Source organism: Psychroflexus aurantiacus (assembly GCF_010820555.1).
Lineage (GTDB): Bacteria > Bacteroidota > Bacteroidia > Flavobacteriales > Flavobacteriaceae > Psychroflexus > Psychroflexus aurantiacus.
The window spans coordinates 98,951-122,628 of record NZ_JAAIKD010000005.1; the positions used below are offsets into that span (position 1 = coordinate 98,951).

The window sequence follows — 23,678 nt, forward strand, 5'->3', positions numbered from 1 at the left end:
CAGGGTTTCAAAACCTGTGAGGTTTAGGCAGGTGTTGTTATTGAAATAAAAATATAAAAAAACGAGATTCTGCAGGGATTAGAAACCTGTGAGGTCTGCAAATCATAAAAGTATGAGTTTAGACGTGAATATGTCTGTCACAGGAAATACCCCGGAAGCTTTAAATGTCCAGCAAAAATTATCTGCTGCACTTGGACTTGCCGGAATTTTTATCATGAGCTTATCGGCTTTTAATGTTGGATTTCAGCCGCAGGCACTCTGGCTGACTTTAGCGATAGGTCTGGTGGCCATCGGTATTGTCTGGTACACCAGAGCCAGCTATGCAGGTAAAACTGCAGGCATCAAAAACGATGGGGTATATTTCAAATCCCTGACCAATCGCGGACTTTGGGCTTACCTTGTAGGGATAGTGTTCACCGGGTTTTATATCGTGCTTTATTTTTACCCGGGTTTATTAGGTTTAAATAGTGACTCAGCAAATACAGGGATTATTTCGCTTTTCGATCCTTTGAGTCAATTTATGGCCGGAAGACCGGCCAGCCAGTGGTTTGTTTATGGAACCTTATATACCCTGGCCATTCTTGGATTTGGTTTTAAGTTCCTGTGGAAATATCGGCATAACAGCTACCAGCGTCTGCGGACGTTTTCGGTGATGTTTTTCCAGTTGGGATTCGCCTTTGTCATTCCCGAGGTGATGGCCAGACTGAATGATGATGATTTTTCTTTGCCTTATTACAACCTGGTCAACATCTGGCCTTTGAACTATTACAATTTCGAGCAGTACAGAGTGGATGAATTTATAAGTGCCGGGACGGTGGGCATTGCACTCCTGATTTTTGGCGTGCTCTCCATTTTGGTGATTACCCCTATTCTGACTTACAAATACGGTAAACGCTGGTATTGTTCCTGGGTGTGTGGTTGCGGAGGCCTGGCAGAAACGGCCGGGGATCCGTTTCGCCATTTAAGCGACAAGACACAAAGCGCCTGGAAACTGGAACGCTGGCTCGTGCATTCTGTTTTAGTCTTTGTGGTGGTCATGACCACAGCGGTAGTATATTCTTATCTGAGTCCCGGTGGATACTGGCTTTCGGGTGGTGCATTTTTGATAAGTGTTGCCGTCTTATTATCAGTCATATTCGGCTGGGCGATGCTGTTTAAACGCCAGGAATTAAAGAAAGATGCCAGGTACGCTGCCATTGGTTTTTTTGTAGTGATTATGGCGCTCATCGCTTTACACTTTTCTGGGATGACCAGTAAAGTCTTTCTTTTTGAAGCTGAGACCTTAAGAGCCTCTTATGGGTTTCTCATTGGAGCGATATTCTCCGGTGTGGTTGGGGTTGGCTTTTACCCGATTTTCGGAAACCGTGTATGGTGCAGATTTGGCTGTCCCATGGCCGCTGTATTAGGATTTCAGCAGCGTTTATTTTCAAAGTTTAGAATCACGACCAACGGCGGACAATGTATTTCCTGCGGAAACTGTTCCACCTATTGTGAAATGGGTATCGATGTGAGAGCCTACGCTCAAAAAGGCGAAAACATCGTCAGGTCCTCCTGCGTGGGTTGTGGGATCTGTGCTTCGGTGTGTCCGCGAGGCGTTTTAAAACTTGAAAATGATACGCCCAAAGGCAGAATCAATTCTAAAGACATCCTCTTAGGAAACGATGTGGACCTGATGGATCTGGTGAATCAGAATAAAAAGTAAGAAGGGTTTTAGCCGTGACGTAACCACCTGCAAACGCATCCTCAAAATGATTTTAAGGATGCGTTTGCAACATCTGCTGTTTAGTTAATCAACAGGTAATGGAAGGACTTGGAACGATAGAGTACAAGGATAATGTTGACTAAAAATAAACCACTGGCGACAGGATTGGTCATATCAAAACCAGGACAATAAAAAAATTCTAAAAACTGAAGACGGCCAGGAAATTGTGCTGGCCGACGAAAAAGGCTATAACACCTGCACCAGAGTAGAGGACAGTAAGTGTAAAGCCGCTCAGGACTGGTGGACCAAACACACAGGTACTGGGCTGATGTCCGCGCAGAATGGCAATCTGTTTTTGAAAATAAAGAGGATATCAGCATGCTTAAAAGCATAGACGATAAGCCTTTGTTTATGCATATGTTTGAATTGCAGGACCAGGAATACACCAGTCAAAAAATCGAAGCCCAAATCGATGCTTTCCTAAAATAATCTGGTGAGCCTTTAAAGAACTGGAAAAACAGCCTTGAATAAGCTAGTTTTATTTCGGTTCAGAACATATCATACATGGCATTTCATGCTTTGATAAAAAAGCCTACTCCTGCCGAGAGGGCCATTTGTGTTTATAAAGAAAACTTAAAAAATTTTAGAAATATTTAATATTTGCTTAGTTTTAAAGCTAGCAAATTGAAAAATCAACTTTTTTTATATACAAATCAGATTAATAGATAAATATTATATTTAATTACCAATTAAATATATTTTCTTTATAGTCAAATTAAAATTCGCTTACTATGGAAGATAATAAAAATTCAAAAGATGCAAACCATAAAGTCTGGGATGTCAATGACTCCTCGGCTAAATGTCCATTCCTAAATGGAGACACCAAGGGCGTTGCCGGCTCTGGTAACGATAACAGAGACTGGTGGCCCAATGCATTGAATTTAAATATTCTCAGACAGAATTCAGCTATGGCCAATCCTATGGATGAAGATTTTGATTATGCTGAAGAATTTAAAAGTCTGGATCTGGAGGCCGTAAAAAAAGACCTGGAAGAGCTTATGACGACCAGCCAGGACTGGTGGCCTGCAGATTATGGTCATTACGGACCCTTCTTTATTCGTATGGCCTGGCATGCTGCGGGGACCTATAGAATACAAGACGGACGAGGAGGAGCAGGATCGGGTTCTCAGCGTTTCGCACCCCTCAATTCCTGGCCGGATAATGCCAATCTGGACAAAGCCAGGTTATTATTATGGCCCATCAAGAAAAAATACGGAAAGAAACTCTCCTGGGCAGATTTATTGGTGCTTACAGGTAATGTGGCCCACGAATCCATGGGACTTAAAATGCAGGGATTTGGCGGCGGACGTGAAGACATCTGGCAGCCGGAAGAAGATGTGTACTGGGGTTCAGAAAAAGAGTGGCTGGATAATGAAAAGCGTTACGAAGAAGGCGAGCTGGAATACCCCCTTGCCGCTTCTCATATGGGACTGATTTACGTTAACCCGGAAGGGCCCAATGGTAAACCCGACCCTATGGGTGCTGCACACGACATTAGAGTTACCTTTGGTCGTATGGCGATGAACGATTATGAAACCGTGGCGCTTATTGCCGGCGGACATACCTTTGGTAAGACCCATGGGGCCGCCAGCGATTTGGATTATGTCGAGGCAGAACCAGCAGGCGCTCCTATGGAGATGCAAAGTATGGGCTGGAAGAACAATTATAAATCTGGTAAAGGAGCAGATACCATCACCAGTGGTCTCGAAGGGGCCTGGTCCGAAACGCCTACTCAATGGAGTAACCAGTATTTTGATAATTTATTCAAATACGACTGGGAACTGACCAAAAGCCCGGCAGGAGCCTACCAGTGGAAACCAAAAGACAATGCAGGAGAAGGAACAATTCCAGATGCTCATAATCCCGATAAAAAACATGCGCCGTTTATGCTGACTACAGACCTTGCGCTGAAGGAAGATCCGGAGTATGAGAAAATATCAAGACATTTTCACGAAAATCCGGAGGAATTTGCTGATGCTTATTCCAAAGCCTGGTATAAATTAACTCACCGGGATATGGGACCTATTGAAAGATACCTGGGATCCGATGTACCAAAGCAAGAGTTTACCTGGCAGGATCCGGTACCGAAAGTTGACCATGACCTGATCAATGCTGCCGATGTGGAAGACCTAAAAGAAAAACTACTGGATACAGACTTATCCATTTCAGAACTGGTCTCTACAGCCTGGGCATCCGCTTCAACCTTTAGACATTCAGACAAGCGTGGGGGAGCCAATGGCGCACACATTCGACTGGAACCACAGAAAAACTGGGAAGTGAATAACCCGGAACAACTCTCCAAAGTGCTGGGAATCCTGGAAAACGTTCAGGCAGACTTCAATACTTCTCAAAAGGACAATAAAAAAGTATCTCTTGCAGACCTTATTGTTTTGGGAGGGAACGCTGCCGTTGAAAAAGCAGCCGAAAAAGCCGGTCACGACATCCACATTCCGTTTTATCCGGGAAGAACCGACGCCAAAGCAGAGCAAACTGAAATCGACTCTTTTGAGGCCCTGGAGCCTAGAGCCGATGGATTCAGAAACTATTCCAAAGGCTATCCTAAAGTAACCGAAGAAGAAATGCTGGTGGACAGATCCAATCTGTTGACGCTTACCGTGCCTGAAATGACCGTGCTTATTGGCGGTATGCGCGCTTTAAATACCAATTACGACCACTCCAAACACGGCATCTTTACCGATCAGCCGGAAGTCCTAACCAACGATTTCTTTGTGAATCTCCTGGACATGGGCACAACCTGGAAAGCGGTAAACGAAGAGGATACCCTGTTTGAAGGTACCGACCGCAGGACGGGCGATAAAAAATGGACAGGAACCCGGGCCGATCTTATTTTCGGCTCCAATTCAGAATTGCGGGCCCTGGCCGAAGTCTATGCTACCGATGATGCCAAAGAAAAGTTTGTCAAAGACTTTTCGGCAGCCTGGAACAAGGTCATGAATCTGGACCGTTTCGATTTGGATTAAATTTTATTGATTGAGAATTGAGTTGAAGGGGATTTGGAAACAAATCCCCTTTTTTTAGGCCTTCACCGGAATGCTTTTAAAAAAGGCTTATTTTGAATCTGCCTGCGTTACCCTGAAGCTGGGCGATACATTTCTTAAGGCCTTGAGGCAACTTCCTTATCCAGTCTGCTGAGGAAGTCCGCCTGAAGGGGAGAAGGTCAACTGAAGCAGAGAGAAACGATTGAAAGGCTTACGAAAGCTTATTTTTATACTCAACCGTTTCTATTTGCATTTAAAAGTGTATGTTTATAAGCCATAAATGCGATGGCGTGAACTAAAACCTGGTTCCATATTGGTTTATCCCTTAGGATTACCTTATAAAGGCGTCGTTTTATAAATATATAACGTGTTGTAAAGCATATAAAATAAAATACAAATAATGAATTGGAAAGAAGACTTGCCAGAACAATGCCCGCCAGAAAAAGCATTTGAACCAAATGATTTTAAAGTATTCAGACTTGCTACAAATAAAAATATTGACGAATCGGATTTTCAGTCACAACGTGCTTTAAAACCAAAAGCAAAATTTAAGGGTGTGGATGAATGCATTGCTCGGTCTATTTCTGTTTTTGATGAAATAAATAAGTGCTTGAACATGGCCAAGCTTCCATTATACAAAAATAAGTGGAAGGCTGTTTTAGAAATTGAACTCAACGAAAGTGACGGGTTGGCTTTAAAGACCTTTAAGGACCCTTGTCACTATTCTTGGTGGAGAAGTACTACCTTTGACATTAATAATTCTATATTGAAGACCATTGAATAGAGTCTTAAACATATCGCAAATATTAGTCTATTACGACTTTCCTCACATTTTTACAGCAAGTGACGTAGTTGGTACAGATTACTTATGCATGCTCACTTCGTACGAAGAAGATGAAGCTATGTTCTTGGCTGTTCAAATATCCAAAAATAGATTGATAAGCTTCTTAAATGGTAGTTTAGACTTAAGAGACGTTTTTGAAAACCCCGAAATTAAGCAGTGGTTTACCTTTAGTTCAATTGAAGATGATGTCATTGCTGTCGCTTTGGATGTAGATGCTTTACCTAAAGATTACTTACCCGATGCGGGGTTTGTATTTAAAAATCACGATAAGACTGACGATATTATAGTCAATGAATCAATTGAGTATTCTAATGCTATTGTTCATTTAGCTATTTCAGATGAACAAGATAACTACAGTATTGAAGCAGACGATTTGGGTGACATTATGAAGCTTTACCAAGTAATTCTTGAAAACACATATAAAAAGGAACTTTTAAATAAAAAAGTAAAAGACAAAAAGGCTTTTTACGCACCACAAAACTATAAATTAAGGGCTTTTGCTTCATCTTACAGCTCATTTAATGTACATCTTTATTCTACATCTCAGACTGATATGTTTGGAAATGCAGTCATTCAGTTAGGTTTGGAAAAGCTAAATGCAATAATTTCAGACTTTGATAATGAAGACAACTATTTAGAAATTTTGAGAACAGTAAAAGGACACTCTGTTAGTACTCTTAAAAAATTAGTAAAAAGAATTATTGATGACAACTTAATAGTAAAACATAAGTGGTATTCTCCAAATCAAGAAAAAGTGCATTTTACTAGCATTGATAGTGTTCGAGCACAAAAAATTTATGAAGTCTTAAATGCATCCGAAGAACTTGCTGAAGAAGTGAAAGAATTTATTGGACATTTAGTCCAAATTGATGTAGATAAAGGAACTTGGAGAGTATTTAATATTGAAGATGAAACCGAGTATCCAGGTGAAAGTAATCCCGCCCTTTTGCAAGGACTTACAGTAGAGACCGTAAATTATAAACTGATTTGTACAGAAATAATAGAAGCAATGAAAGTTTCAGAAAAGGAAAAAGTTAAATACATTCTTAACTCAATAGAAGAAATAGGATAATACGCTTTACAACACTACATATAGCTTATGGCAGGTGAAGCCGTAAAGGTAAAATTTGTACTTTTAATTAACTTTGATGGAGGCAGACAAAGCAGTGCTACGAAATCTGCCACAAAGCTATATGCTTAATGTTGTGGGCAATTTAAAAAAACCAGTAAATGCATACAGATTTACCATTAAAAGAAAATTCAACCGATAAATTAGGAAGGCATCCTTTTGCATATGAAATAGCATCTGGTTTGGTTAAATCTTTTAAAGACAATAATGAAAGTATTGTACTTGGCATTAATGGAACTTGGGGTTCTGGAAAATCAACGTTGCTGAATTTTATTATTAATGAAGTTGAAGATATCTCTACAAGTATAAATCAAGAAATTATTGTTTTAAGGTTTAATCCTTGGATGTTTTCTGGACAAAAGGAATTACAAAATGTATTCTTAAGAGAGTTAATTCTAAAATTAAAAAACAACTCTGAAAAACTAAAAAATGCTTCAAAGAAAATAGCTGAATTTTTAGAATACTTGAATTGGGTTAATTACGTACATTCTGGAGCTGGAGAGGCACTCAAATCATTAAAAAACATTTTTAAAAAAGCAGGGAAAGAAAAAGAACTTTCCGAACTGAAAAAGGAAATTGATAACATTTTAATTGAATCAAAAGTAAAATTATATATTACTATTGATGATATTGACAGGTTAACACCAAATGAAATAACTGATATTTTTCAATTAATTAAATTAAACGGGAATTTCGCGAATACGATTTTTATTTTAGCTTATGACCAAAATGTAGTTCAGACTGCATTAGAAAATCAATTCGGCGAAAATGGAAAAAAATATATTGAAAAAATTGTTCAAGTAGATTACACATTACCTTCAATTTCCAAAGAAGATATTTCAAGATTGTTCATAGATAATTTAAATATACTTTTTAATGAAGATGAGATAATTGATAAAATCAAAGAATTAAATGAATCCATTAAAAGTGAACCGTTTATCAACTTTTTTTCTTCATTAAGAGATATATACAGGTTTAATAATAGTATAAAGTTACGTTTGCCTTCAATAGTGAATGAATTGAACATCTTGGATTTTTTATTAATTGAGTCTTTAAGAGTATTTGACCAAAAAGCTTACAAGTTTATCATAGATAACAAAGAAAGTTTAGTATACAAAAGTGATAACAACATCAATAATTTTAACTTTCGCTCTAACAATAATGAGCAATCTACCGATGCTTTTATTGAAAGTATAGATTTTAATGATTTAATTAAACAAATATTAAAAAGGTTATTTATAGTTGACTCTTCATATAGCTTCAATTCAAATACACCTGATGACTTAATTAGAGGTAAAAGAGTTGCAAACGAAAGTTATTTCAATAGATATTTTAATCTTCAATTGTCAAATTTTGACATTCAAGAATATGTTTTTGAAAGCTTCATAAATGAAAATTCAGCCGAAGAAAATGAAGATATTTTAAAAAATGTTCAAGAAAAAGGACAATTATTTCAATTCCTAAATTGGGTTAAAATAAAAAGCAAAGGCTGTGATGAATATAGGCAACAAAAAATCATTGAATCTATTTTAATTTATTCAAAAAACTTACCACATAAAAAGGGTATGTTTTGGGGTATAGGATCTGATTTAACTACAGTATTACATTATGCTTCTGATATGTTATATGATATTAACGATATTGAAGTTCGAAGAAAACTTATTCTCTCACATTTAGAAAGTAATGTAAGTTTTGCTTCATTCTATTTGGGCGATAGAATATTATATGCGAACGAACAATCAGAAAATGGTAAGTTATATTCAAGTAACGAATGGTATTATCTTTTCAAATTCGAAAAAGAGAGTGACTTGGAATTTATCGAAAAAATTCTGTCTAAAAGAAACTCAATTGCAAAAGACCTTTTTGATAATATTTTAATTAAAAACGAATTTTTAGCCGAAGATGAAATTGGATTAATATTAGATACTGTCTATAAAAATTATAATGAACATTACGAGGCAAATTTTGATAAACTAATTGAGAACGACCACGATTTAGTTAAGTATGTTTGGTTATCTATTAAACGTAGCTGGATGACTTCTAACAGTAAAGTCGGATATCAACTTGCCGAATATCAACTTTATCCTGAATTAGATAAGGAAGCTATAAAAAGCAGGTTCGACAGTCTTAATTCAGCTGATTTTGATGAAAATGAGAATAAGATAATATCTCTATTTAAAAAAGCTTACGATGATGGATTTGAAGAAAAAAAGTACTACGATATAGAAACACTTGAAGAAATGGGAAAATGGTAAAAAAACTGCCCACAACAATGTATACAGCTCAATTCTAAGCATTTGATTAATCGAAAGTTCAGGCATATTTGCAAAGTCGCCAAATTTTTAAATTTGACAATTTCCAATAAAAAAGATAAATAGTAAAATTTAAAAATTCGGCTTGTGTTAATCCGAAAAGTAACGCATATAACTGCCCTACTTTTCATATCCAAAACGTTTCAGATAAAAACAAGATATTGACTTTAAATGAATAAACTTGAAAACGATTACAGTACTCCTTATCGGTCTGCAGTTATTCTTTAATCACACATTTGCCCAGGCAGAAGCCAACATCCAGGCCCTGGAAGTGATCGAAAACAGAACGGAAATGAATGGCATCTACTTTCACTATAAAATCAAGAATACAGCAGCTACAGTCATTCCCGCAGGAAGCTATGAGACCTTTTATAAAGAAAATCACGAGTTTTTGAATTACACCCTCGAAATCAAAATGCAGGACTCTAATCCCGCAAACAACACCTTGAAAGGTCAATCTATACGTTAATCCTTCAAGTAGCGGCTATGCAAGACATTGGTTTTATAAGCCTAAATAAAACCCAGATGAAAAATACATCTCAGGTCCCGCTTTTAAAACCTTAGCCGCAATCCCAGTCCATTCGCGTTTCCCACCAGACTGACTTCCGGTTTCAACTCCCGGAGAAAAGCGGTTTTGGATCGGGCGTTGTAGAGGGCGACCCCTTCCTCCAGATTTCTTTTGGAGCGGGACGCTAAAGGGATGGCGACGGTGATCAAAGCTCCGCCGGCAATCGCCAGCACCCAGTTGGGTTCGCCATTGCCCAGGGCCTGACCTACAGGAATACCGACAAGTGCCCCGCTTGCAAATCCGAAAATAGTGGATAAGATAGTCTGAGACTGCGCTCTTTTGATGAGGTCGTAGCTTTCTTCAACAGAGCTGGTTTCTTTAAGCAGTTCGCGCCAGTTGAGTTCCTGTTCTCCTTTTTTGAATTCATAACCCCAGGCATTTTGATCAATGCTGATTTCCTGGGAAAAAGATAAGGCTGAGGTAAACAGGCATACGGCAAGAAGGAGGTGCTGGATGGATTTCATGTCTAAGATTTTATGCTTTAAAATTACACTTTTTCTGGAAAAGATGACCTGGACAAAAGTGCAACAACCTGAGCTTGCGTAAGGGATAGTCCGCATCTGCTTCCTTTGGAGCAGAGCGGGATGTATTTTGTTAATGACGGATTTTAGAAATGAGAAAACTTGTATTAACTTAGCAATCAGTTAGAAATCTTAATTTTTAAACATAATTTTTGTTTTAAAAGCAATGAAATACGCAGTTCTTTTTTGCCTGATTATTTTGAGCTGTACAGATGACAGGCCGTTGAATTATGAAGACCTGGAAGCACGTCCGGTTTTTGAATTCAATGTGTTTCAGACCCGATATTCTGCTAGTCTAATCAATGCGGGAAATCAGTCCGTTCCTGTTCCTAACAGCCTCCGGGATTTCGTTGATCTGGATTTTTTCAATGAGGATTTCAATGAAAATTTAGTCAGTCTGGAATTCAAGTTCCTTGCAGAAAACAGCATCGACAGAATACAACAGCTGGATTTTATATTTTACGATGCTAATGCCAGGGAAACCTTCAGAATTTCAGAACCTATCGCTGCAGGAGCAGAAGGAAATCCTAGCACTCAGGAGTTCTCAGTGGTTTTGAATCCTCTGGAAATAGCGCAAATCACATCGAGTGTCAGGGCAGAGCTCCTTATCAATCAGGCTTCGTCGGCTACAAATTCCGGAGAAATGCGACTGGAATGTATTGTGGAGGCAGGCTATTTATTCAGTGCAGAATGAGGTCTTGTGCGTTTCTACTTCTTTTACTCAGCTGCAATGCTTTATGGAGTCAGGATAAGCATCTGCTTTATAACCAAAGGCATAATCCTCAGGCTTTGATGCTAAACCCCGGGATGGCCTATCAAAAGACAGACTTTCATATAGGCATTCCTCTTCTCTCCAATATCTATGTTTCGCTTGGAAATACAGACTTTAGCATGGACGCTATCTTTAACGCCAACGACATCAATGCCAATATAGAGGAAGTGCTGGATAGAATGTCCTCGGAAGATTTTCTAGCCTTCAACCAGAAACTGGATCTCCTTCATATAGGCTGGAGACGTGGAAAGCGGTATTATTCTGCCGGAGCCTACCAGGAAATAGACGCCGTCTCTAATTTTCCCAAAGACCTGATAGAGCTGGCTTACTACGGAAATGCCGGACAAAACAGAAGCTATGACCTTGGCCATATCAACACTAAAGTGAATACGCAGACTGTTTTTCACTTCGGAATTAATCAACAGATGAATGAAAATCTGCATCTGGGAGCCCGTGTCAAACTCTATACCTCGAGTTTAAATGCAAGGTCCTTAAGAAACACCGGGCGTTTTAGATCCAGAACCGATGAAACCGGACTTTTACTCACTCAAACCATAAGCAATTTGAACTTAAAATTTGATTCGACAGGGATAGAAAATGCGGATGAGCTGACTCCCGGAAACCTCTTGTTTGGTTCCAATTTGGGTTTGGGATTCGACTTTGGACTGTCCTATATTATCGACGACAAACTTGAGTTTACAGCCAGTCTTTTGGATCTTGGATTTATTCAGTTCAGCAAAGACACCCAAAGACTTACGGTTCAAGGGTATTATGAATATGAGGGCCTGGAAATTCAGTTCCCCGATTTTGCCCAGGGCGGTGACCTTGTGACCTATTATCAAGATCTTGGCGACGACATAGAGGAAGCACTTCCTTCTGAAACCACTTCAGACGCCTACACCTTTGTGCAGCCCGCTAAAATGAATTTGGGATTAAGCTACAGGTTTGGGAGTGTATCAGGCTCCTATGATTGTACCCTCACTCCAGCAAGGGAACGCTTCGGAAATCAAACCTTAAGCCTGCATGTGTTTAGCATGGCCAATGCCGGAAATTTATTTTACAGTATCAATGCGATGTATGAAAGACGCTTTTGGAATGCGTTTTACGTGAAAGCAAGTTTAGGAGTAGACCAGTTTAACAGGCCGAATTATGGAGGAGGCTTGGCTTTGGATGCCGGGAAAGTCAATCTGTTTTTGAATCTGGATCGGCTCAACAATGTAACTAACCTGTATGAGGCTAAAGCCCTGGCCTTTCAGTTTGGAATGAATTTAAAGTTCTAACTGGCTTTTTTTGAACTTGACCACGTAGCCTATATGCTCCAGGATGATCCAGCATTCCTTTGCATTCACAAACTTGACTGTGCCTTCAATTTGTTCAAACCCCAAGGCCGTCATATCCAGTTTTTCTCCCGGCCTCAGACTTTGTAATTCCTGGCTTTCGAACTGACTGTCTTCAGCCATGGATCGCAGACTCTCCACTTCTTTAGAACTTACTTTTGCCGGTTTTCCAAGCCAGTACAGGTATCTTACCGCCTGAGGTCTGTCGAAAACCAGAGGCCTGTCCTGATCTGGGATATTCACCAGAATCATAGAAGGCAATATGGGAGTCTCTATTTTTTTCTTGCGGTCGCTCCACTGTTTTACTTCTACCCGCGTAGGACAATAGGCTTCAATCCCATCCTGTAGCAATTGCTTGGCCAGTTTTTTTTCCGCTCTGGGTTTGGTATAAAGGACATACCAGTGAGAAGAGGTTTGGGTAGTAGAATCCATAAACTTTGTTTGATTTTATCAGTACAAGCCGGGTCTTAGTTCATTATAATGCTGAAGGGATGTTTCAGGCCTTTGAACTGGTCCAGCTCGGCAGTAAGCGAGCCTACAGCCAGTTCAGCTTTAATTTTTAATGGAATTTTATTTTTATCGGCCGAAACCCAAAAGGTAAGGCTTTCGCTTTCTTCAAACACACGCTCGGCTTTGACATAGGGTCTGAATTTTAAAGCAGGTACTTTTCCAAATTTTGTTTCAATGGTTTCAAAACCCAGGAATTTCGTCTTGAAATCATAGTTTTCGTTATCAAAAAACATGTTTAAATAGAATTCCTGTCCAACTTTAAGCGTACTCAGGTCTATGGTATTTCTGAGTTTATAAAACGCAGAAAGCATGTCCTGGGTATTGTTCTTCAGGTCGAAGGTCTCGGTTGTGTCGTGTTTTAAGTCGACGACGACCACCTCATTGGCAGCGTGGTTAAAAAACAATTCCTTATTTTTTTCGTACCCGCCTTCATTGATGTCTCTTATGAATTTCAGGGGCAAGCCTTTGTCTTCCGTAATATAGGTTTCATACCGGTCCCTGACCTTAAAAAAAAGATCCAGAAGACCAACGCTTTTTCCAATTCCAACGATATGGTAGACGTCTTCTCCGTCTAAATTGACTTTATCGATTTCCAGACTTGCCGTGCTGGTGTTGAACCAGCCGTATTTAATTTTAAAGCTAAGCCATTCGCCCTCTTCGTATGCAGATTGGCTAAAACCGGTCAGAGTCCAAATGAAAAAGAATAAGCTGAAAATTAATTTCATAGACGTATAAGATTTGTTCAAATTTCTATAATATCAATTAACATGCCCTTATTTTATGACGACTTTAATAACAAAGCTAAAAGCCTTCATACAGAGATAAAAGACTTTTAGATGCTGTGGTTTAAAATTCTAGAGAGTTCCCCTTAAGTCTTGTTCGCGTTCTATGGCCTCAAACAGGGCTTTGAAATTTCCTTTTCCAAAGGATTGAGCCCCTTTGCGCTGTATAATCTCAAAAAACATGGTGGGTCTGTCCAGAACTGGTTTGGTGAAGATTTGCAATAAATAGCCTTCATCATCGCTGTCGATCAGGATGCCGAGTTCTTTGAGCGGCGCCAGGTCTTCGTCTATTTCACCCACTCGGTCCAGGACCGTGTCGTAGTAAGTTTCAGGAATGTTCAGAAACTCTACACCCCGACGCTGTAATTCACTCACGGTTTCAATGATATTATCGGTAGCCACCGCTATATGCTGTACGCCGGCACCATTGTAGAAATCGATATATTCTTCAATTTGTGACTTCTTTTTTCCCTCAGCAGGTTCATTAATCGGGAATTTTATTCGGCCGTTTCCGTTGCTCATGACTTTACTCATCAGTGCGGTATATTCCGTAGAAATATCCTTATCATCAAAGGAAAGCAGCTGAGCAAATCCCATGACATCGGCGTAAAAATTAACCCACTTGTTCATTTCGTTCCAGCCCACATTTCCTACCATATGGTCGATGTATTTAAGGCCAACAGTCTCGGTTTTATAGACTTTGGTCCAGGCTTTATACCCGGGTAAAAAAGGACCCTCGTAATCTTTCCGCTCAATAAACAGGTGTATGGTTTCCCCGTAGGTATGTATGCCTGAGATCACAGCCTTTCCGTGCTCGTCTTCAATCGTATAAGGCTCGGCATAGGGTTTGGCTCCCCGTTTCACCGTTTCTTCAAAACTTCGGGTCGCATCGTCTACCCAAAGCGAAACGAATTTTACGCCGTCCCCGTGCTCACTGATATGTCTGTTGATGTTGCCTCCTTCGCCCATAGGGCTGGTAAGGACCAGTCTTATTTTGCCCTGCTGCAAAACATAAGACGTGGTGTCTTTTTTGCCTGTTTCAAGTCCGGCATAAGCCACGGGCTGGAAGCCCCAGGCCGTCTGGTAGTAATAGGCCGCCTGTTTGGCGTTTCCTACATAAAGTTCTACAAAGTCGGTCCCCAGAATGGGTAAAAAGTCTTCTGCCTTGGCATTGACTTTTGGTAAGTTTTGGCTGGTGGTATCTGTATGCATTGGTCTGTATTTTTAATTCAATTTTTTATCTAATTCAGTTTTTGGCCGTTTCCCTCCCCAATCCCTAATGCAGGCTTGCTGGCTAGTGATTATCTTCAAGCCAGGATTGGTGATAGCTGTCATCGGCAATGGCCATTCCCTCTTCAGTGATCTTTAAAGGTTTGAAGGTATCGACCATCACGGCAAGTTCTTCGGTTTTGGTCTGACCAATGCTGCGTTCTACTGCACCCGGATGGGGTCCGTGAGGAATCCCCGAAGGGTGCAGCGACAGGTGTCCGGCTTCTATGTCGTTTCTGCTCATGAAATCTCCGTCAACGTAATATAAAACTTCATCGCTGTCTATATTGCTGTGGTTGTAAGGCGCAGGAATACTTTCGGGATGATAGTCAAACAATCTCGGGCAAAAGGAACACACCACAAAGGCATCGGTTTCAAAGGTTTGATGCACGGGAGGCGGTTGATGAACCCGGCCTGTGATGGGTTCAAAATCGTGAATGGAAAAGGCATAAGGATAATTGTAGCCGTCGTAGCCAACCACATCGAAGGGATGCGTGGCATACACCATGTCAAATAACTGGTTCTCTTTTTTCACTTTGATCAAAAACTCTCCCTTTTCATCATTGGTTTCGAGTTCGTAGGGCTGTCTTAAGTCTCTCTCACAAAACGGTGCATGTTCCAGCAGTTGTCCAAAGTGATTCCTGTAGCGTTTCGGCGTGTAAATCGGTCGTCTCGACTCTACGATGAAGAGGCGATTATCCTCGGTTTCAAAATCGATTTTATAAATTATTCCTCTGGGGATGAGCAAATAGTCCCCATAGCTAAAATCCAGGTTCCCCAGATGCGTTCTTAGTTTTCCTTTGCCTTTATGGATGAATAATAACTCGTCTGCATCTGCATTTTTATAGAAGTAATCCTTGAGCGACTGCGTAGGAGCGGCAAGGATAATGCTGACATCCGAATTGTGCAAAACAGTAGATCGGCTATCCAGGTAATCGGGCTGAGGTATGGTTTTGAACCCATGAAATTTGTAAGATTTCAAATTGGTACTCACGGCAATTTTAGGAGTAACGTCCTTATGTCCCAGGATTTCTTTTACCTGGGTAGGATGATGTTCGTGGTAGCTGTTGGTGGACATTCCGTCAAAACCAATCGTGCCGAAAAGCTGCTCGCGATACAAGGAACCGTCGGGTTTCTTGAAGATAGTATGTCTTTTGTGTGGTATTTTACCAAGTTTATGATAGAAAGGCATGTTTTTGACGATTTTATCAAATATCGTGAAAATAGATGTAATCTTAAAGTCGGATTTGCATATTATTATTTTAATTGGAAAGCTGCAGGCTCAGGTTCTTCCTGGCAACACTGCTTAAATGTGCTCTAGAAGAATTTCAACTTCAGTTTCACGCAAAATTTGCGAAAAACATGAAAGGAAGGAAAAGGGGGCATCAGTCCTAAAACGACGGATTAAAACCAGTAGCCCAAACTCACATACCAGATGCTTTCTTTGGTTTCCGGAGAATAAGAATACTTTAGATCTATGGGGCCTATTATGGTTTGTGATCCCAGGCCAATACTATACCCTGAAAAATCAGGAGTGCTTAGCCAGTCCCCTGTCCACAGGAGATCGTCTTCAACATTGGCGTAATTGGCTGTAAACAGGAGATGGTTTTTTTTATAGAAATTATAATCTATTTGTATAATGCCTTTGATGTAGGAATCTGCAGAAAGCGTGAAAAAATCATAACCCAGGAAATGTCTGAAATTATTGATGGTCTGGTTTCCGAATCCACCCAGGAAAAAATTGAGCGCAGCCAGATCCTCATTTCCAGTCCTGAAACCCAGTTCCGAACCAATATAACCGGAAACTTTAGGAAGCAAAGGCTGAGCGTAGCCTATTTCACCTTTTGCAATGGCAAATTCAGAATAATCATCAAAAAAGGGGAAGTAAATGTTCAACTGCCCGGAAAAGAAATAGCCGGAACTCGGGTAGAATTTGTCATCGAGGGTATCGATTTTGAGATAGCCAAAGCTGCTAAATAAATTGTTCTTTTCTATGATGGTTTCGGCTTCACTGACCATGGGATCCTGGATAAAGGTTTCAGTGGTGGCTCTCAGAAATTTGTATTCGGCTCCAAGGCCGAATTTAAAGTCTTTGGTGAGAAAAGTTTCAGCATAGATTTGACTGGTGAAATCGTTATTTCTCAGCCGGACCTGATTCAGATTCAGAATATTTTGAGAACCTATATTCTGCTGGATAAACTCAAAATTGACATCCTCTTCAAACTGATTAAACCTGGAGGAGAACCCGATGCTCCAGTACCGCCCTTTGTCGATATAATAATTGAAATTATACCTTAGGTTATCACCAATGATCAAATCTAAAGAGGCTAGGTCATTTATAAAAAACAGTCTTTTTTGGGTAAGGTTGGCCAGGAAACTCGTTTTGTAGAGTTCGTCGTAATGCGCACTGAATTTGAGTTGTGTATTCTGTTCACTTTCATACATCTTCAGCGTGAGGTCCTTGTAAATGCCATTTTCAGAAAGCGTATAATTTATCTTTTCAAAACTGCCTGTGGCCGATAAATTGTTAAGCCCGGCGTTCAATTGATTAAAACTGGTTTTTTCAAAAGATTCAATTTTTAGCTTTCCAGTAATGTAATTTCTGGGAAAACGCTCATTTCCAATGAGTTTTATATTCCCTATTTGGATTTGTTCCGGCACGGCAACGGGCTGACGTGTAAAAGTTCCGCTTTGAACTTCAGCGATTTTTTTTAGAGATTCTATTTTCGCTCGTGCCGCCATTTCTCCGTTATCGATAATTTGTTCACCCTGGTCAAAAGACAAAACCGAAAAATCCTTAATATCGGGTTTGATGTATATCTCTGTTTTTTGACTCTTTTCCTTAGCCGACTTAATCGTCCTGAAATTGTTGACTTGGGTCAGGATTTCCAGACCGCTTTCCAGTTCCTCCCGTTTCCTTAAATCATCCTGAACATCCACGGCGATAATAATATCCATGCCTTTGGCTCTAACTTCATACACAGGAAAATTGTTCAGGACTCCACCATCGGTCAGCATCATTCCATCGATGTAAACCGGGCTGAAAAGGGTTGGAATCGCACCACTGGCTGAAAGTGCAGTGGCCAGATCTCCTTCTTCCAGAATCACTTCTTCACCGGTTTCCACATTGGTGGCGACACAGAGAAATGGAATGGGCAGCTTAGAAAAATCCTTGACACGCACACGGGATAACAGCTGGGCATAGAGGTTGTAAATGTTTTGTCCTTTGGATACCCCGGAAGGAAATTTGATCTTAAAATCATCAAACGGGAGCTTTAAAACGTAGCGTTCAGAATCTTTTCTGATATTAAAACTCTTCGAACTCCTTGGTAAATCATCCTGAATTAGGGTGCTAAAATCTGTCGTCTCGAAAATAGAGTCCAGTTGATGCGTTGTATATCCTGCTGCATAAAGCCCACCTACAACCGCGCCCATGCTGGTTCCCCCTATGTAATCTATCCGTATTCCTGCTTCCTCTATAATTTTTAAAACGCCAATGTGAGCCAAACCCTTGGCTCCTCCACCACTTAAAACCAATCCTACCTTAACCTGTTTTCCGGAGTTTTTTAAACTATCCAGTTGATTCAGATCCAGATTCTGGCTCCAAACCAATACAGGGAAAAGCAGCAGCAGTAAATTAATTTTCATTTTGAGTGTGGTAATGGTTATAAATAAGTCCCGCCTTGGAAGTTCCTATAACATCTTCCAGCTCCTTAAAAGTTGCCTCTTTCACTTTTGTAATGGATCTGAAATGCTGTAACAATTCAATTGAGGTTTTTTCTCCTATTCCTGTAATTTCCTCCAACTCTGTACCAATGGCATTTTTACTTCGCTTGTTTCTGTGAAACGTAATTCCAAAGCGGTGAGCCTCGTTTCTTAGCTGCTGGATAATCTTTAAGGTTTCTGTTTTCTTATCCAGGTACAATGGATACTGATCGCCGGGATAAAACAGTTCCTCAAGGCGTTTGGCAATGCCGATGATCGGTATTTTTCCTCGTAACCCAAGGCGTTCCAGCGCTGTAACTCCAGAAGATAACTGGCCTTTACCTCCGTCCACAATCACGAGCTGAGGCAGAGGTTCGTCTTCTTCCAGCAGTCGCCTGTAGCGCCTGTACACGACTTCTTCCATAGAAGCAAAATCATCCGGACCCTCTACGGTTTTGATATTAAATTTACGATAATCTTTCTTACTGGGTTTCCCATTTTTGAAAACGACGCAGGCGGCAACAGGATTGGAACCCTGTATGTTGGAGTTGTCAAAACATTCGATATGCCGAGGTTCTTCGTTCAGCCTTAAATCTTCTTTCATCTGAGCCATCAGTCTATTGGTATGCCGGTCGGGGTCTACAATTTTCATTTGCTTGAAACGCTCCATGCGGAAATACTTTGCATTTCTTGTGGACAGATCCACAATGGCTTTTTTATCGCCCAGTTTTGGAACGCTTACTTTCACATGTTCACCAGCCTCCACTTCAAAAGGCACGTAAATTTCGGGGGACATGGAGTCGAAGCGCTGTCTTATTTCAGTGATGCCCAATTCCAAAAGCTGTTCATCGGTCTCATCCAGTTTTTTCTTCATTTCGATGGTATGGGAACGAATGATAGCACCGTGAGACAGTTGTAGAAAATTGACATAGCCGTAACCTTCATCGCTAACAATGGAAAACACGTCAACATTGCTGATCTTAGGATTGACAACGGTAGATTTGGATTGATACTTTTCCAGGGTATTGATTTTTCGCTTAACTTTTTCGGCTTCTTCAAATCTCATTTCCTCGGCCAGGGCATGCATCTGGTCTTTGAAATCTTTCAGGGAATCCTTCAGGTTTCCCTTTACAATGTTACGTATCGCCTCGATTTGTTTGAGGTACTCTTCTTCATCCTGATAATCTTCGCAAGGCCCTTTACAATTGCCCAGATGGTATTCCAGACACACTTTATATTTTCCCTGGTCAATTTTAGACTGAGACAAATCGTAGTTGCAGGTTCTGAGCTGATAAAGCCCTTTAATCAAACCCATAAGTGTTTTTACAGTGCGCACACTGGGGTAAGGGCCATAGTATTCACTGCCGTCTTTCACGACTTGTCGGGTCAGAAAAACTCTGGGAAAGCGTTCGTTTTTGATACACAGCCAGGGATAGGTTTTGTCATCCCTTAACATGATGTTGAAACGCGGCTGATGCTTTTTGATGAGGTTGTTTTCAAGCAGGAGCGCATCCATCTCAGAATCGACGACAATGTGCTTTATGTTTTTGATCTTCTTTACCATCACGTTAGTGCGATGACTGTCGTGCTGTTTGTTGAAATAGGAAGCCACTCTTTTTTTAAGATTTTTGGCTTTGCCTACATACAAAATCCTGTCGTCTTTATCATAGTACTGATAAACACCGGGGCTTTCCGGAAGCGTTTTTACTTGTATGTCTAGGTCTGTGGTTTCCATAAATTCCAGTACGAGCAAAGTTAAGTCTTATGCTTTAAACTTGGTAAGACTTTATAAAAATGAAATACTATTTAAACTTTTTCAGTGAGAAATTGAGATGCATGGCTGTAAGTGTTTATCTTTATGTAAAGGAACAGTTGGTGTGTATAATTCTTATCGGCCAAAATAAAATGTGGCCCTTTTAGTCATATGAAAAAATTAAATCTTTTTTGGATTTTCATTTTCGCAGGAATTTGCTTTTCCTGCGAAAATGATACTGAAATGAGTCAAGAACAAGAAGCTCAAAACTTAAAACTAATGTTTTCTGAAATTGAAAGTTTAGCATACAGTGAAAGCTGTAAGGATTCATCAAACTGGACTTTTACCAGCATTGGGAGCAAGGCTTGTGGTGGACCTGCAGGATTTATTGCATATTCACTAAATATTGACACAGAGCTTTTCTTGGAGAAAATTAATCAGCATAAAAGGGCTCAGGAAGAATTCAATAAAAAGTGGGGAATATCCAGTGATTGTTCTCTGCCTCCTCAGCCAAGCGGGGTCGAATGTGAAAACGGAAAGCCGGTTTTAAAATACTAAGCTTTTCCTTAAACCTATGCTATTCCAAATAACTTATTGAGAATAAAACGGCACTTATAAAAAAGCAATTGCAGTTTAAACCAAGACCCGCGTAACCCGCTGAGAAATTCTCGTAATCACTTCGTAAGGGATGGTTTGTTGCTGAAGGTCAAAGTCCACAACCGTATTGTTTTTTCCAAAGACTTCCACTTCATCCCCTTCCTCACACGCAATTCCCGTTACATCTACCATTAAGGTATCCATGCAGACGTTTCCCACAATAGGGGCCTTTTTTCCATTCACTAAAACCTGTGCTTTTCCATTTCCAAAAATTCTGGAAATGCCATCCGCATAGCCTAAGGGCAACGTGGCGATTTTGGTGGTTTGTTCTGCCTTAAACTTGCGTTCGTAGCCTACACTATCTCCTTTTTGAATGGTTCGCAACTGGGCGATTACGGTTTTTAAACTCGCCACCGCTTTTAACAGGCGGTGTTCTTCAGGATTGTTTCCGTAGCCATACAGAGCAATGCCTGCCCGTACCATATCAAATTCGGCTTCAGGGAAATTCAATATACCACTGGAATTGCAAATGTGGCTTTCAAAGCTGTACTCGAGATGGGTTTTAAAAAAGCCTCGGGCTTCTTCAAATTTAGCGATCTGGCTTTTGGTGAATTCAACCTCATTTTTATTTCCAGAGGCGGCAAGATGAGAAAACACACCGGCCACCTTTATCTTTTTTTCTGATTCCAGATGGGTTAAAATGGAATCCAGCTCACTCAGTTCAAAACCAAGTCGGTTTAGTCCTGTATTGATTTTGAGGTGAACACCAAGAGCGTCTACCTCATGATGCGTTAGCTCCTGGCAGAGTCCTTCCAGAAAACGGTGGGTGTACACACTTGGGGTGAGCTGGTAGTCTACCAGGTTTTGAATTTCTTCCAGCTGGGGATAAAAGACCAGAATAGGAACTTCAACCCCGGCTTTTCTCAATCTCACGCCTTCTTCGATGTAGGCGACGGCAAGATGCTGAGCACCGATTTTTACCAGATGCTTACCGATGATTATCGAATCTGTACCGTACGCAAAGGCCTTAACGACCCCCATCATTTTGGTTCCGGGACTCAAATAGCTTTTCAATAATTTGAAGTTTGCTTCCAAAGCATTGAGGTCTATTTCCAGACGTGTTTCCAAAACTTTGGACATTACTTCGCTTTTTTTTGAATGAGTTCCTGAGAGTCCTTTACGTCGATATTTTTTACTTTCTCTTTGAGCATGGCCTTAAAATAGGCCGCTCTGCTTAAAGGTTCATATTCGTCGGTTTCGCCGAGTAAAACCAGGTCTTCTTTGGTTGATTTTCTGTAGCTGTATTGTGCCAAATTACCGGTTCTCGTGCAAACCGCGTGCACTTTGGTTACATACTCTGCGGTAGCCATTAAGTTGGGCATGGGTCCAAAGGGATTGCCTTTGAAATCCATGTCCAGGCCAGCCACAATCACTCTCACGCCTCTGTTGGCCAGATCGTTGCAAACCGAAACAATCTCATCATCAAAAAACTGAGCTTCATCGATGCCCACCACATCACAATCGTCTGCCAGGAGCCGAATATTTGCAGCGGCCGGAACCGGAGTAGAGCGGATGGAGTTTTCGTCGTGTGAGACCACTTCTTCATCATCATACCGGCGATCGATTTGGGGTTTGAAAATTTCGACTTTTTGTTTGGCAAACTTCGCACGTTTGAGCCGCCTGATCAATTCTTCCGTTTTTCCGGAGAACATACTTCCACAGATGACTTCGATCCATCCAAATTGCTCTTTGTGATTAACAGTGTTTTCGAGAAACATTTTGTATTTTAGGGCGTTAATAAATAGATTGTCACTACCGAATAATAAGGCTAAAATTAGCAAAAATAATAAGGTCTTTAAAGAAGAAAATCACAAATGTTATGAAGAGAGTTTTAGAAGACGAATTGATAAGTATAGCCGAGCGTATTTTAAAATTGAAAAACAGAGCAGATATACACCAGTTAAAAAATGAAGCGGCTGAGCTCTATGAGAAATTGAGCATCCTGGCTTTTGCTGAATCCCATTTTGGAGGCTTAAAGTCTGAGGTTTCCAAGACTGAATTCATAGAAGGCTTTGCAGAGCAATTCAGCGACATAGATGAAGAAAGCGGGCATTACAAATCCCCTGATGGTATGGATTACAATCCCAATCCCATCTCTGAACCCAATACTGAAAAAATAAAAGATATCGTATCTCAAATGCCACCGGAATCTGAGCAGGTCGATTTGCTTTTGGCAGAGTTTGAAAAACTGACTCACAAATCCAGATCTGATTCTGAATCCCATTCAGAGAACAAAAAATCTTCCCCATCAGAGTCTTCCGATGAGAAAAAAACTTCCCCTCCAAAAAAACCCTATCCCACAGAGGATGATTTCAATAGTTACGGTGTTCATTTTGATGACTTGCCGGATTTTGAACCTAAATCTGCTGACCAGGACCAGAAGCCGAAGCCTCCCGAGCAAAAATATCCGGAGCAAAACCCGGATGCTGACCACTCAGAGCCAAAATCAACACCACCTAAACCCGAAGCCGTTAAATCTAACCTGAATTCTGCTCATGAAGAAAAGCAGTCTCTGAACGACAGACTGAAAAAAGGAATCAAGATTGGGCTTAACGACAGGATTGCGTTTACAAATCATCTTTTTGGCGGGAGCACCGATGATTACAACCGGGTGCTTTCTCAGCTCAATACCATGTCTTCTTTCAAGGAGGCGGAATCATTTATCCAAAATCAGGTAAAACCCGATTACGATAACTGGGAAGGTAAAGAAGCTACAGAGGCAAGATTTATGGAGATTATTGAACGCAAATTCGAGTAA

19 protein-coding genes and 1 pseudogene are annotated in these 23,678 nt (G+C 40.4%); 11 read left to right on the top strand and 9 right to left on the bottom strand.

Annotated features, from left to right (window positions below; all coding sequences use genetic code 11):
• Positions 1–112 precede the first annotated feature (112 nt).
• From G3567_RS09975 to G3567_RS10005, 7 genes and pseudogenes are all read left to right on the top strand, one after another.
• Positions 113–1,702, top strand: coding sequence for a 4Fe-4S binding protein (locus tag G3567_RS09975; RefSeq protein WP_164005188.1), 1,590 nt, complete (start codon positions 113–115; stop codon positions 1,700–1,702).
• Positions 1,703–1,928: 226 nt separating this feature from the next.
• A pseudogene (locus tag G3567_RS09980) lies at positions 1,929–2,191 on the top strand (DUF6607 family protein).
• Between the two features lie 302 nt (positions 2,192–2,493).
• Positions 2,494–4,743, top strand: a complete 2,250-nt coding sequence (gene katG / locus G3567_RS09985) for a catalase/peroxidase HPI (protein ID WP_164005190.1) — start codon at positions 2,494–2,496, stop codon at positions 4,741–4,743.
• 418 nt (positions 4,744–5,161) lie between these two features.
• The gene (locus G3567_RS09990) at positions 5,162–5,545 is read left to right on the top strand and encodes a hypothetical protein (RefSeq protein ID WP_164005191.1); all 384 of its coding nucleotides are present in this window, start codon (positions 5,162–5,164) and stop codon (positions 5,543–5,545) included.
• Positions 5,538–6,677 carry a DUF6575 domain-containing protein gene (locus tag G3567_RS09995; RefSeq protein ID WP_317164174.1) on the top strand — a complete coding sequence of 380 codons (1,140 nt, stop codon included), beginning with the start codon at positions 5,538–5,540 and terminating at the stop codon, positions 6,675–6,677. Before G3567_RS09990 ends, G3567_RS09995 begins: the two co-directional genes overlap by 8 nt.
• Positions 6,678–6,835: 158 nt before the next feature.
• Entirely contained in the window at positions 6,836–8,989 is a 2,154-nt protein-coding gene (locus G3567_RS10000) for a KAP family P-loop NTPase fold protein (protein ID WP_164005193.1), read from the top strand.
• A 238-nt stretch (positions 8,990–9,227) separates the two neighbouring features.
• The gene (locus G3567_RS10005) at positions 9,228–9,515 is read left to right on the top strand and encodes a hypothetical protein (RefSeq protein WP_164005194.1); all 288 of its coding nucleotides are present in this window, start codon (positions 9,228–9,230) and stop codon (positions 9,513–9,515) included.
• 83 nt (positions 9,516–9,598) lie between these two features.
• On the opposite strand, the gene G3567_RS10010 is transcribed toward G3567_RS10005, so the two are convergent.
• Entirely contained in the window at positions 9,599–10,078 is a 480-nt protein-coding gene (locus G3567_RS10010) for a hypothetical protein (RefSeq protein WP_164005195.1), read from the bottom strand.
• Between the two features lie 223 nt (positions 10,079–10,301).
• Here G3567_RS10010 and G3567_RS10015 point away from each other — a divergent pair, with 223 nt between their 5' ends.
• Positions 10,302–10,829: a hypothetical protein gene (locus G3567_RS10015; protein WP_164005196.1), complete on the top strand. Its 528-nt coding sequence runs from the start codon at positions 10,302–10,304 to the stop codon at positions 10,827–10,829.
• Entirely contained in the window at positions 10,826–12,187 is a 1,362-nt protein-coding gene (locus G3567_RS10020; protein WP_235923559.1) for a DUF5723 family protein, read from the top strand. The genes G3567_RS10015 and G3567_RS10020 overlap by 4 nt, the downstream gene beginning before the upstream one ends.
• Here G3567_RS10020 and G3567_RS10025 read toward each other — a convergent pair.
• The 6 genes from G3567_RS10025 to uvrC all read right to left on the bottom strand — a co-directional run bounded on the left by G3567_RS10025 (position 12,176) and on the right by uvrC (position 20,245).
• On the bottom strand, positions 12,176–12,676 hold the full coding sequence (locus tag G3567_RS10025; RefSeq protein ID WP_164005197.1) for a UpxY family transcription antiterminator: 501 nt from the start codon (positions 12,674–12,676) through the stop codon (positions 12,176–12,178). The genes G3567_RS10020 and G3567_RS10025 overlap by 12 nt on opposite strands.
• Positions 12,677–12,711: 35 nt before the next feature.
• Positions 12,712–13,479 (bottom strand): DUF3108 domain-containing protein, encoded by a 768-nt coding sequence (locus tag G3567_RS10030; RefSeq protein ID WP_164005198.1) that lies wholly within the window; start codon positions 13,477–13,479, stop codon positions 12,712–12,714.
• A gap of 129 nt (positions 13,480–13,608) precedes the next feature.
• On the bottom strand, positions 13,609–14,748 hold the full coding sequence (hppD, locus tag G3567_RS10035) for a 4-hydroxyphenylpyruvate dioxygenase (protein WP_164005199.1): 1,140 nt from the start codon (positions 14,746–14,748) through the stop codon (positions 13,609–13,611).
• A gap of 82 nt (positions 14,749–14,830) precedes the next feature.
• Positions 14,831–15,997 carry a homogentisate 1,2-dioxygenase gene (locus G3567_RS10040; protein WP_164005200.1) on the bottom strand — a complete coding sequence of 389 codons (1,167 nt, stop codon included), beginning with the start codon at positions 15,995–15,997 and terminating at the stop codon, positions 14,831–14,833.
• A 212-nt stretch (positions 15,998–16,209) separates the two neighbouring features.
• Entirely contained in the window at positions 16,210–18,453 is a 2,244-nt protein-coding gene (locus G3567_RS10045; protein WP_164005201.1) for a patatin-like phospholipase family protein, read from the bottom strand.
• The gene (gene uvrC / locus G3567_RS10050) at positions 18,443–20,245 is read right to left on the bottom strand and encodes an excinuclease ABC subunit UvrC (protein ID WP_164005357.1); all 1,803 of its coding nucleotides are present in this window, start codon (positions 20,243–20,245) and stop codon (positions 18,443–18,445) included. The genes G3567_RS10045 and uvrC overlap by 11 nt, the downstream gene beginning before the upstream one ends.
• A 189-nt stretch (positions 20,246–20,434) precedes the next feature.
• Between uvrC and G3567_RS10055 the strand changes: the two genes are divergently transcribed.
• Positions 20,435–20,821, top strand: coding sequence for a hypothetical protein (locus tag G3567_RS10055; protein WP_164005202.1), 387 nt, complete (start codon positions 20,435–20,437; stop codon positions 20,819–20,821).
• Positions 20,822–20,896: 75 nt separating this feature from the next.
• Here G3567_RS10055 and alr read toward each other — a convergent pair whose 3' ends face one another.
• Together alr and G3567_RS10065 are read right to left on the bottom strand one after the other, a co-directional pair.
• On the bottom strand, positions 20,897–22,000 hold the full coding sequence (gene alr / locus G3567_RS10060) for an alanine racemase (RefSeq protein WP_164005203.1): 1,104 nt from the start codon (positions 21,998–22,000) through the stop codon (positions 20,897–20,899).
• Positions 22,000–22,638: a thymidine kinase gene (locus tag G3567_RS10065; RefSeq protein WP_164005204.1), complete on the bottom strand. Its 639-nt coding sequence runs from the start codon at positions 22,636–22,638 to the stop codon at positions 22,000–22,002. The genes alr and G3567_RS10065 overlap by 1 nt, the downstream gene beginning before the upstream one ends.
• 101 nt (positions 22,639–22,739) lie before the next feature.
• Between G3567_RS10065 and G3567_RS10070 the strand changes: the two genes are divergently transcribed.
• Positions 22,740–23,678: a hypothetical protein gene (locus G3567_RS10070; RefSeq protein WP_164005205.1), complete on the top strand. Its 939-nt coding sequence runs from the start codon at positions 22,740–22,742 to the stop codon at positions 23,676–23,678.